At 58.2% G+C, this 10,624-nt stretch carries 6 protein-coding genes; 4 read left to right on the forward strand and 2 right to left on the reverse strand.

Annotated features, from left to right (window positions below; genetic code table 11):
* The coding region (locus ACF8AM_RS00170; protein ID WP_392553681.1) for a beta-propeller fold lactonase family protein at positions 1-740 on the reverse strand (740 nt) is incomplete at its 3' end.
* Positions 741-936: 196 nt separating this feature from the next.
* Here ACF8AM_RS00170 and ACF8AM_RS00175 point away from each other — a divergent pair.
* The 4 genes from ACF8AM_RS00175 to ACF8AM_RS00190 all read left to right on the forward strand — a co-directional run bounded on the left by ACF8AM_RS00175 (position 937) and on the right by ACF8AM_RS00190 (position 7,819).
* Positions 937-1,128, forward strand: coding sequence for a hypothetical protein (locus tag ACF8AM_RS00175; RefSeq protein ID WP_392553682.1), 192 nt, complete (start codon positions 937-939; stop codon positions 1,126-1,128).
* Between the two features lie 4 nt (positions 1,129-1,132).
* Positions 1,133-2,479 (forward strand): Trk system potassium transporter TrkA, encoded by a 1,347-nt coding sequence (trkA, locus tag ACF8AM_RS00180; protein ID WP_392553683.1) that lies wholly within the window; start codon positions 1,133-1,135, stop codon positions 2,477-2,479.
* 47 nt (positions 2,480-2,526) lie between these two features.
* Positions 2,527-3,795: a phosphoserine phosphatase SerB gene (gene serB / locus ACF8AM_RS00185; protein ID WP_392553686.1), complete on the forward strand. Its 1,269-nt coding sequence runs from the start codon at positions 2,527-2,529 to the stop codon at positions 3,793-3,795.
* 61 nt (positions 3,796-3,856) lie between these two features.
* Positions 3,857-7,819: a hydantoinase B/oxoprolinase family protein gene (locus ACF8AM_RS00190; RefSeq protein ID WP_392553684.1), complete on the forward strand. Its 3,963-nt coding sequence runs from the start codon at positions 3,857-3,859 to the stop codon at positions 7,817-7,819.
* Between the two features lie 21 nt (positions 7,820-7,840).
* On the opposite strand, the gene ACF8AM_RS00195 is transcribed toward ACF8AM_RS00190, so the two are convergent.
* Positions 7,841-10,624 (reverse strand): PQQ-binding-like beta-propeller repeat protein (locus ACF8AM_RS00195; protein ID WP_392553685.1); only part of this gene is annotated, 2,784 nt, incomplete at its 5' end.

The raw sequence follows: 10,624 nt of genomic DNA on the forward strand, positions 1-10,624 counted from the left end.
GGTCCGCCACCGGGGATCCCTTCGCCAAAACCATGATGGGTGAGCGATGGTCCGTTTGGATCCAACTTCCAAATCACGACTTTGTCCATGCCCAAGTCAGGCGTGAAAGCGAATCGGTTATCGGGCGATGTCCCGACCCAGTGAGCGTGCGGTGCGTCCTGGCGGTTGCCGACCACGCCTGATCCCGCTGGCGACAGCAGCGCATCGTGTTCACGGACCTCCACGCGGCGTGCGACCGAACCGTCTTCGGCCAATTCATACACCGTCGTTGAGCCGCCGCCGTATTGTGCCGAGAGCAGCACGCTTCCCGTGCGATCGGTCGCCAAGTGTGCGACTCCACCATCACCGCTTTCGACCGATCCCATTTCAACCAATTTCGCGTCCTTGGATTCAGCTTTCACGCGGTAGGCCGTGACGCCGCTCCCGCTGGAGGCATACAGCACGGGTTTGCTCGGGTGCATTGCCAAGAACCCGGGTTGCTGTGCCTTGACCGCCAAGGTCGCTGGACTCAGTTTGCCCGATTCGGTGTCGAAGGTGGCGTGGTAGATCCCTTCGCTGGCACCGCCTCGGGGCGTTGTGGTTCCAAACCAAACGTTCAGTGTTTCTGCCATCACCGGACTCCCTTGCAAAACGGCCAAAACAACCATCGCCACCGGGCCTAATTTCATCCCCAAGTACGCGTGCCTCGTTGTTTGCTGGTCGCCACTCAATTCGCTGCTCATCTGCGTCTCTCCGATCATGGTTGCAATTCTTGGCTGTCTGGTGAGAAAAACTCGCCGAAGGGGGCATCATACCCCAGTGGGCGTGGAGGGAGAGAGAGGAAAGGGGCACAGGGGCACACGACCACGAGCTAGGAGCTTCTCCTCCCGTGACATTGCCGATTCGCGGTGGTTTGATCTAGGATGCGGGTGCTTCGAACCTTTCCTGGAATTCGCCGTGCTTTCGATCTCGCCCACCTATTTGCTGTACTACCTGCCCCTGATCATTGCGATCTCGCTGGTATTTGGTGCGACACGGCACGAGGATTTGTCTCTGATTCTGCGGCACGCGTTCCACACAGCCCGCTGGATCACCGGTTTCATGGCGGTCGTTTTCGTATTGGTTCTCGTCTTGGACTGGATGGTCTGACCCGATGAGGATTCTGACTCTCGGTGGCGGAACGGTTGGACGCTGGATCGCCGACATGCTGTGCCGGCGCCGTCACAGCGTCACGCTGATCGACAGCGACCCTGAAATCGTGCGATCCATCAACAGCGAACTGGACGTGCGTGCGATCGAAGGCAATGCCTCTCAGAGCACCGTGCTGTTCTCTGCCGACGTGCTCAGTGCCGACTTGTGCCTGGCGGTCACGGGAGACGACGAAGTCAACATCGTCGCCGCGAGCATGGCCAAAGCACTCGGCGCCCGCCGTGCGATCGCTCGCGTTTACGCTCCCGCGTTTCGTGACCTGTCGACGTTTGACTACCAACGTCACTTCCAAATCGACAGCCTGCTTTCACTCGAACAACTCTCAGCCTCGGAACTCGCCCGAGCGATTCGCAATCCCGATGCGATTCCGCTGGAACACTTCGCTCGCGGGCAACTGCAAGTCTATGAAATGGATGTCGCGGCAGGTTCCGCCGCGGCTGGCAAGAAGCTGATGGAATTGCAACTTCCACCCAGCGTTCGCATCGGCTCACTCGCACGCGAAGGTCGCATGTGGATCGCCAGCGGTGCTGACGAAACACGTGCCGGTGACCGAGTCAGCCTGGTCGGGATGCCGGACGCGGTCAGCGTTGCCCGCCAAATCTTTGGCGGTGAAAAAAGACGTCGCAAACAATCCAAGGTCATGATCGCTGGCGGCGGTGAAACCGGTTACCACCTGGCTGGTCTGCTCGGCCGCGAAGACTTCCGCACCGTGCTGCTTGAACAAGACGCGAAGCGTTGCGAACAACTCGCCAAGCTGCTGCCTGACGTCACCGTCGTGCACGCCAACGCCAATCGTCGCAGTGTCCTAGAAGACGAAGGCGGCGGCACAGTCGACTACTTCGTTGGCTGCACGGGCAACGACGAAAACAATATCATGGCCGGCGTCGAGGCTCGCGAACTGGGTGCCTCACGTGTGATGTGCGTGGTTGGCCGACCTGATTATGCGAATGTGGTCGGCAAACTTGGCATCGACTTGGCCGTCAGTGAACGCGACGTGGTCGCGAGGCAGATTCTGGGCTTTCTCAACGAGGGCGCCATCATCAGCCAAAGCAAATTGCCCAACGGTTCCATCGGCGTTTACGAACTGGAGATCCTAGCAGGTTCCCCTGTCACCGAAGCTTCGCTGGCCAATTTGCCTCTTGCTGGACGCTGTTTGATCGCCGCCATTCAGCGAGACGGGTTTGTTCGCGTGCCGACCGCGGACGATGTTTTGGAAGTCAACGACATCATCGTCGCCCTGATCGATTTGTCCGACGCCGACGAAGTCCTTTCACTCTTTCACAGCGACTGATTGTGCCCGCCACCAAGAACGCCCCTGTGTCCAACCCCAACGCTGTTGTGAACGAACCCACCTTGCCATCCCCGCATGCTGCTGTCCCCACCGGGGTGCGTCCCCCGACCATCGTGCTGTTGCGATTCACAGGGGACGATCGTCCCGGTTTGACCGCGTCGATCTCGGAACGACTGCATCGTTTCCATTGCCGAGTCATCGACGTCAACCAAGCCGTGATCCACCGATCCCTGCTATTGGGAATGCTGGTGCAGATTCCCGGCAGCGAAGATCCCGAACGTCTGATCCGAAAGATGCGACGCAAAAGTCGCAAAATGGGTCTGAAATGCAAAGCCAAGATCGTTTGCGATCCGGACTACGACGCGTGGGTCAAACGCCAAGGCAAATCACGATTCATCCTCACACTGCTTTCTCGCTCGGTCACCGCCGAACAATTTGCAGCGGTCAGTCGGCTGGTGTCCGACCAAGGACTGAACATCGATGTCATCACGCGATTGTCCGGCCGACCAGATCGCGAACCTGGCGATGAATTGACTCGCGCCTGCGTGGAATTCTCATTGCGAGGCGACCCGATCGATGCCAACGCTCTCAAAGCCAGCCTGTTGGATCTGTCCAACCGGTTGAACTTGGATCTGGCATGGCAGCGAGACGATGCCTTCCGACGCAACCGACGCATCGTCGCGCTCGACATGGATTCGACGCTTCTACAAGCCGAAGTGATCGACGAATTGGCCAAAGAAGCGGGGGCCGGAGAAAAAGTCAGTGCGATCACCGAGGCCGCGATGCGAGGCGAAATTGACTTCGACGAATCGCTCCGCCAACGCGTGCAATCACTTGCAGGGTTGCCCGAGAGTGTCCTTCCCAAAGTCGCCGAGCGTTTGCAGTTGACCGAAGGTGCCGAGCGTTTGCTTTCCAACCTCCGTCGCTTTGGTTACACCACCGCGATTCTCAGTGGTGGTTTCACCTACTTCGGCGAACACCTTCAAGAGCTCTTGGGGATCGACCATGTGCATGCCAACGAACTGGAAATTATCGACGGTAAATTGACCGGTCGAGTCCTCGGCCCGATCGTCAATGCCGAACGCAAGGCGTTGCTACTCGAACAACTCGCCGCCAACGAAGGCGTGGACCGCAAACAGATGATTGCGATTGGTGATGGTGCGAACGACCTGCCGATGCTCTCCCGAGCCGGTCTGGGAATCGCCTTTCACGCCAAGCCCATCGTGCGGGAATCAGCCGAACATCAAGTCTCCACACTGGGCCTCGATGCTGTCCTCTACCTGCTAGGGGTAAGAGACCGCGACTTAGTCGAGTGACACTGCCGCGGCCACCGGTGACATTTCGAAGATCGGCTTTTCAAACTCTCACTGACTCCCCATGAAAACTGAACCGATCGAAGTCTGGGTGGATGTCGGCGGCACCTTCACGGATTGCCTGGTTCAACGAACCCATCCACACGGACATCGCCAACGCGACGCCATCAAAGTCCTCAGCAGCGGATTGGTATCCGCTCGAGTGTTCGCCCACAGTGACGACTTCACCCGCGTCGATGTCGAGCTCCCGGCGCCGTTTGCCATCGACGGGTTCTGGGAATCTGCCCAACTTCAACTGCCAAACGAATCAGGCATCCCGGGTGACTCCTTCCACGTGTTGAGCTGCGAGCGTCGATCCGCAAGTGCAGTTCGCCTGCAACTGGATCAACCTGCCAATCGAATCAGCCGCGATCAAAATGCAGTGCTCAACGCAGGAATCGAGTCGCCGATCCTGGCCACTCGCGTGTTGCTGGCTTGCCCATTGCCGCAACCGCTTCCACCGCTTTCCGTTCGCATGGGCACGACGCGTGGCACGAACGCCTTGCTCACTCGCAACGGTGCCCCGACCGCATTGTTGATCACCGAAGGTTTCGCGGACTTGCTGCAGATTGGCACCCAAGACCGTCCTGATCTGTTTGCCTTGAACATCGTCAAACCGGAGCCGTTGACGACTCGAACCGTGGAAATTCGTGGTCGCTTGGATGCTCAGGGCAATGAGCTGATTCCGCTGGACGAATCCCACCTCCGCTCGTGTCTGCAAGACCTCCAAGCATCCGGACCAGAGAACTTGGTGTTGGCGATCTGCCTGCTGCACTCCCATCGCAATGACTCTCACGAACGGACCGTGCAGCGAATTGCAAAAGAACTCGGGTTCACCGATGTGATCCGATCGACCGAAGTGGCAGCGCTGCCTCGAATTGTCCCGCGAGCCGAAACCACGACGCTCGACGCGTACCTGTTGCCTCTTTTGGAAGCCTACGTCGCGCGAGTCTGGAAGCAGTTCGGTGGAGAAGCAACCTGCCATCTACGGTGGATGACAAGCGGTGGCAATCTCGTCGCCTCCGCTGGTTTTCGCGGCAAAGACAGCGTGTTGTCGGGCCCAGCCGGTGGGGTTGTCGCACTCGGAGAAGTCGCCAAGCAGTGCGGTGTTTCCGGTGCCGTTGGATTGGACATGGGTGGCACCAGCACCGACGTCAGTCGCTACGAAGGAGCGGTCGGACGACGCCAAGAAAGCATGATCGGTGGCATTCGCGTGCTGACTCCGATGATGGACATTCACACGATCGCATCGGGTGGAGGATCCATCTGTGCCATCCGCGACGGACGGCTGACGGTTGGCCCTGACAGTGCGGGAGCCTTCCCGGGGCCGGCGTGCTACGGGCATGGCGGACCGCTCACGATCACCGACGTCAACGTTTTGCTGGGACGACTGCCAATCGATCGCTTCCCATTTCCTCTGAACTTGAAAGCCGCACAAAACGAACTGCAGCAAACTCACCAACAACTTCCAAGCAACAGCACTCTGAGCCCGGAACAACTCGCCGACGGCTTCCTGCAGTTGGCTGTCACCCAAATGGCCGAAGCCGTTCGAGTCGTCACCACCGCCGCAGGAAGTGATGCGAGACAAATGGCATTGGTCGGGTTTGGAGGCGCTGCGGGCGGCCACCTTTGTCAGGTCGCCGACTCATTGGAAATGTCCCACGTGATCGACCATCCCGATTCGGGATTGCTATCCGCGGTCGGCATGGGCGCCGCCCCCATTGGACGCATTGCCTCTCAGTCCTTGCTTCGCACCGTCGCAACGGCCATTTCGGATTCAACCGATTTGGGCGGCGATCGATCGCTCAATCAGGAAGCCATCTCGTGGCTGGAGTCGGCTGCGAACCAGACCTTGCACCAGTGTCAAACTCAACTTCGCAAAGAAGAAAACATCTCATCGAACACGCCACTTCGATCCGTCCATCAATGCGACGCTCGTCCCCTGGGAACTCAGTCAACATTGTCAGTCGACCTGTTTCCGCTCGAGACACTGCCGGCTCGCTTCGATGCGAAACACCAAGCCACGTTTGGTTACCGTCGAGATTCCATGCCGCTCGAAGTGGTCACCGTTCGCTGCGAAGCCACTTTGGAACGACACTCCAACCACACCAGCAACCTGGAAACACCGGTCATTCCCAAAAATTCGACTGCGTCGACTGCTGCGCAAGCGGAATCGATGTCGATGTGGGTTCAGGGTCGCTTTCAAAACGTCGATCTCTGGGACCGTGAAACAATCTCCCCTGGGCAGACAATCGTCGGACCGGCGGTTGTGGCCGGCCCCTATTCGGTCTTGGTCGTGGAAGTCGATTGGTCCGCGACGATGTCCGCCGACGGACCCTTGGAGGTCAAGAAAGAGGCTGCGTCGTCGGAGGACGGGCCCGCATCCCCGCGAGTTGTTGAGCAACTGGACGACACCGTTGCCATGGAAATCGCCGCGAGACGCGTGCAAGGCATCGCCGAATCGATGGGCGAAGTCATCCGTCGAACCAGTGTCAGCGTGAACGTCAAAGAACGTCGCGACTACAGTTGCGCTGTATTCCTGGGAGACGGATCGCTGGTCGCCAACGCACCCCACGTGCCGGTTCACCTCGGCGCGATGAGCCACACGGTTCGCAGTTTGATCGCGGACTACCCGACGATGTCCCCCGGTGACTCGTACCTCAGCAACGATCCTTACGCGGGCGGGTCTCACCTGCCCGACATCACCGTTGTCACCCCGGTCTTCTGCGACGATGCGTCGGGTTCACCGCGTCCCAAAGGTTGGCCCTGTGACTTCTTTGTCGCCTCGCGATGCCATCACGCTGAAATCGGTGGAATGGTTCCGGGATCGATGGCCCCCGCGGCCACCTGTCTCGCGGAAGAAGGCGTCGTCCTGCACAACGAATGCTTGGTTCGCGACGGACAATCCCATCATGCTTCCATTCGCAATCTGCTTGGTAGCGCAACGTATCCGTCGCGAAATGCAGACGAAAACATGGCCGACATCGCCGCGGCCGAAGCAGCAGGGCAGGCCGGTGCCAATCGAATCCAGGCGTTAGCTGATTCAATGACCAAGTCCCGACTGATGGATCTACTGAAGCAGTTGTTGCATGTCGCCGGGGAAGCCACAGCGACCTGGATTGCCACGCTGGGAACTGAACCTCGCTCTTTTGAAGACTCCCTCGACGACGGGACTCCGATCCGGGTCACCTTGCAACCGGATCAAACCACCGGACGATTGCAAATCGATTTTACCGGAACGGGCCCTGTGCATCCCAATGGGTTCAATGCCACGCCCTCGATCGTGACAGCAGCCGTGCTGTACGTGTTGCGGTCCGTTGTCCCAGGCGAGTTGCCTTTGTGTGATGGCGTGCTCAAACGCATCGAATTGATCATCCCAGCGGGCTTGCTCGCACCGCCCGCTGGCGACACCCCCGAAACCAGTCCCGCGGTGGTCGCTGGCAACGTCGAAACCAGCAATCGGGTTGTCGACGTCTTGCTTGGCGCGTTGGGCATCGCCGCCGCATCTCAAGGCACGATGAACAACTTGCTGCTCGGCGATGAAACCTTTGGGTACTACGAAACCATCGGCGGTGGCGCAGGCGCAACAACGACCCAAGCAGGCGCGGATGCAGTTCACACCCACATGACCAACACCCGAATCACCGACCCTGAAATTTTGGAGTCGCGGCTGCCGGTTCGCTTGTGGCGTTTCGCGATTCGCCGTGGCAGCGGAGGGTCAGGTCACCATCGAGGCGGCGACGGAATGATCCGTGAAATGGAATTCCTTCGCCCGTTAACGCTTTCGCTCATCACCTCGCGACGAACGACGCGAGCCTACGGGATGCAGGGCGGAGCCCCCGGCCAACCAGGACGTCAAACATGGGTGCGTTCATCCCAAAGAACGGAACTTCCCTTCGCGACCAGCCAAAAAGTGGATGCCGGCGATCGGTTGATCATGGAAACTCCCGGCGGCGGTGGCTACGGCAAAGAGCCATCCGCCAAATGACCCAAACTCCCTTGAATTGAATCACTCAGGCACAACTTCTTGTTGCCCGTCCGATTCATCAACTTCATCGATTTTGGCCCCATCTTCAGGATCCACCTGGTCACCGGATTCCTCATCCTTGAACGTGTAAGTCAGCAGCTCGAGTTGGATCTCCGCCAGCATCGTGTTGCGATGTGGAATCAACTTCACGCGACTTTCAATCACATTGGTGTTGCTGTTCGTTTCCTTGCGTTCGATCTCGTGCAACGTCTTGCCATCGACAACGCTGATTCCCATCACATCCATTTGCCGACGACGCACACCGTTTCCAGGTACGGTCAAGTGCGCCCGAGCCATCAGCAACATCGGCGTGACCCACGGTTGCTCGACCGTGCACCCCCAGGCGTCGTCAAACGAGCGACTCCAACGCAGCGAGCCATCCACCGTTGAAATCGCATGCATCGCAGTGATCGGCTGCACCGCCGCCCCGCCCGAGACCGCCACCGAACGCGTCGCGGCTAGGTCACGATTGGGTTTTCGATGCCGAGGCAAAATCAACATTTGATCTTGGATCGACATCACCGAAACGCCGTACAGTCCCTTGCGAGCAGGCACCATCACATCCGCGATTTCGCGTCCCGATAGTAAATCCCAAATGGTCGCCCGGCCGGTGTGATCCAACAGAGTGAAATAGCGACCGTCGCTCACTTCGGCGTAGGCCGCCGTTTCGTTCACGTTCTGAGTGTCCGCAACTCGCGAATGAACCGTCTCGCCAGTCCGCATGTCAATCAGCTCGACCAACTGGGGATCGTGCATCTCCTTCGCCGCCTCCAGATTGGCCTGCATTTCGTCACTGCCGTCAGCAGGCACGCTGGCAGCCTTGTTCACCTGAGTCACCGTCAACAAGTGAGCCCCCAGGGACGAGATCACCGATCCAATCGTACGCTTTTGAGTCTCCAGCAATTCACCATCGTGAATGTCGTAGCTTTCGATTTGGTTCTGAGCGCGGCTGACAACCATCACGCGATTGTTCGCATGGACGACAGCGGTCCCCACCGCTTCGGTTGTTGTTCGCCAGCGTTCTTCTCCTGTCACCGTGTCCAAGCAAATCAGCTCAGTTCCCTGCAACAAAAATAATCGGTCGCCCAAGACCGGCCCGAGGATCAACTGAGCGTCACCGTTGTCCGCTGTCGCGGAAACCATCATGTTTCGATAGATCTGATTTCCGAACGGAGTTGCCGCACTCCGGCGCTTCGCAACAGGTTGGCCATCAGTCCCAAGTGTCCGCCGCCAACGGATCGGGTCTTCGCGGTTCACGCCCAAACTTCGGAACAGATCGATTGCGATCAATTCGGATTGCGTCAGCAACAGCATCAGGCTGCCGCTGTAAGTCAATTCCTTTCCAAAGGACCGCATCCCCGAGAATCCCTCGACCGGAATCGAACGATGAATCCCGTAAGGATTGATCAGTGCCAATGAGTTCATGCTGTCACTCATCGCATTCCAGCCTCGCAACTGACGCCCCATCAAGTGAGTCGTTTTCGCGTAGCGGCGGTCATTCATCATCATGCTGGAACGAGGCATGCGAATGGACTGCCAATCCAAGTCCACCTCTCGAGGCCATTGCTCGGCCATGTTGTAATCGCGACCGCGAATGGGATTGGCTTGCAGAGCGTCCTCAATGAACGTGTCGGCGCCACTGGGTTCCGTCTCGCTCAAACGATTTCCAAGCAGCTCCCCGACTGCCAACCGGTCAAGATTCCACGATTCCTTGCTGTACAGTTTGGCCAACATCAACAAACGATCGTTGCTCAAAGATTCCAAGGCATCGTCGGTTGTCATCGTGTCCGCCCAAATCAATCGCTCAGCGAGGAAGCTGTCTTCCATCAACAGGGCTCGCGCGGCCATGTCACGTCGCAGCCCACGGGTTGCTTCCACAACCGGTGAGAAATGCTGCAGCGTCCGCATGAGCGCGGTGCCATCCATGTTTCCACGCGAAGAAACGAGCGACGTCACGACTTGCGTGATTTCTGCCAGTTCCTCATCGCTGGCCGTGGAAACCAACTGCGACACACGGGCACTGATCCAATCGTCAACCGTGAACTGACGAGCCGCATTCGGGAAGACCGCATCCATGTCACGATTCAGGCTTGGATGACGCAGCACCAGTTCCGACAAATCCAGCAGCAACTCCGTCGCCTTCACATGATCGATTTGCTGAGCGGGTTTCGAGACCGCCCCTTTGATCTGCAGCACCAACAACTCCGCCCGTTGTTCGGGTTGGTCGATCAGGTCCATCAACGCATCCAAATCAACATTGGCGTCACTCGGATTTTCGCGAAGACTTCCTAGCATGGCTTCGACCGACAACATGATCACTTCATCGTTGTCGGGGTCCAATTCCCGAGCCTTTCGCAGCAATTCCAATGCACGAGGTCGTTGCTCCTGTTCGATCAACAACTCGGCTTTGCGAACCAATGCAAAGAAGTTTTCCGGGTCCTCTTGAAGCAACGCATCGACGCGTGGCTGCAACGACTGCTCGCCGTAAGCAACGGCAACCATCGTCGCCGATTGAGAGATCAACTCGCCGTCAATTGCGATCAAATTCCCCAGCGGAAAACGCACCGTTCGACGCTGCAACACCTCACCGTTCTGCAGAGATATTTCGATCAACTCATCCGTGGTCGTGGGCAAGTAATAGCGATCTTTTCCAAACACACCGCGTCCCGAGATTCGTTGCCCAGGTCGAACCAAATCAGGAGGCGTCGACCAGACTTCCGAACCATCTTGCAATGAACAAGCCGACACCTCGTCGGCTCCCACCAC

The sequence above is a fragment of the Rhodopirellula sp. JB055 genome, assembly GCF_043100905.1.
Lineage (GTDB): Bacteria > Planctomycetota > Planctomycetia > Pirellulales > Pirellulaceae > Rhodopirellula.